Annotated in this window: 1 protein-coding gene; it reads right to left on the bottom strand. The window is 69.3% G+C overall.

All coding sequences use genetic code 11. The annotated features are described in order from the left end of the window. On the bottom strand, positions 1–872 hold an 872-nt coding region (locus G7A99_RS20860; RefSeq protein ID WP_205599975.1), incomplete at its 3' end, for a hypothetical protein. Positions 873–1,028: the final 156 nt, after the last annotated feature.

Genomic DNA, 1,028 nt, shown 5'->3' on the forward strand with positions numbered 1-1,028 from the left:
TGAAGGTGGTCCGGCCGGATACCGGCGAGGGTCTGCCGGACGGTCTCCGAGACCGGTTCCCCGAGGTCGTGGCCCATACCCAGCGCGGGCAGCGGAGAGCGTGCGTCGTGGTCCACGTGCACCGGCACGACGGCACGCTCCCCGGGCGTCGCCGGGGCGTCGCCCGAGGCCGGCCCGTCGATGCGCACGCGTACGCGCTGTACCACCGTCTCGCCCGCCTCGATGCGGTAGGGCGTCGGCCATGCCAGTGGACGGTTGTAGGTCTTGAACGAGGCGTCGGTCCAGTTGCGCTGGTCCTCCATTTCGAAGACATCGCCCTCGAAGGCGCACTCGACGGTGATCCCGGGCCGGGGCTGGTGGCGGATGGCGGCGATGTCGAAAAAGGGCTGGCCGGGGCTGATCCGGTCCGGGAAACGGCCGTCCTCGTCTCCGCCGTCCGTGTGCATGACGGTGGCCGGACTGCCCGCGACGCCCTCGATGGGATGCAGTACCACGAGCCCGCTGCGGCTGGTGGTGAAGCCGCCGGGCGAGCTGAGCCGGGCGGTCACCGTGAGCTCGCCGTCGCGGATCCGGGCCTCGAACGCCGCCGCCAGGGTGCCGGCCCCGGCGGTGGTGGCCTCGAAGCGGAACACCCAGGTGCCGTCGTCGCGGTGTGCGGACGTCTCCTCGCGCTGGAGCAGGCAGGTGCCCCACTGATCGTCGCGTATCGTCAGCCCGATGCCGCGGAGGATCTCGGTCCCGCCGACGTGGATATGCCTGAGCCAGCCGTCATCGACCGCGAGCTCGAATGCGCCGGCCCGGATGGCCATGGGGGATGGCGGGGCAGCATCGGTTCCGAACAGGGCCTCGGCGTCACTGGGGTTGGGGTGCATGGCTGCGCTCTCCTCCTGCGCCGGATGCATTGTCGTCGAATTCAGGCTAGAAATAACGTCATCACACCAGTCGGTCAAACGCCCGTCCGACCGCCGTAGCCTTGACGACCGGGAGATTACTGGTGTAATGAGTGTACGACATGATGATCGGACCGA

It is taken from the genome of Arhodomonas sp. KWT (genome assembly GCF_010993615.1).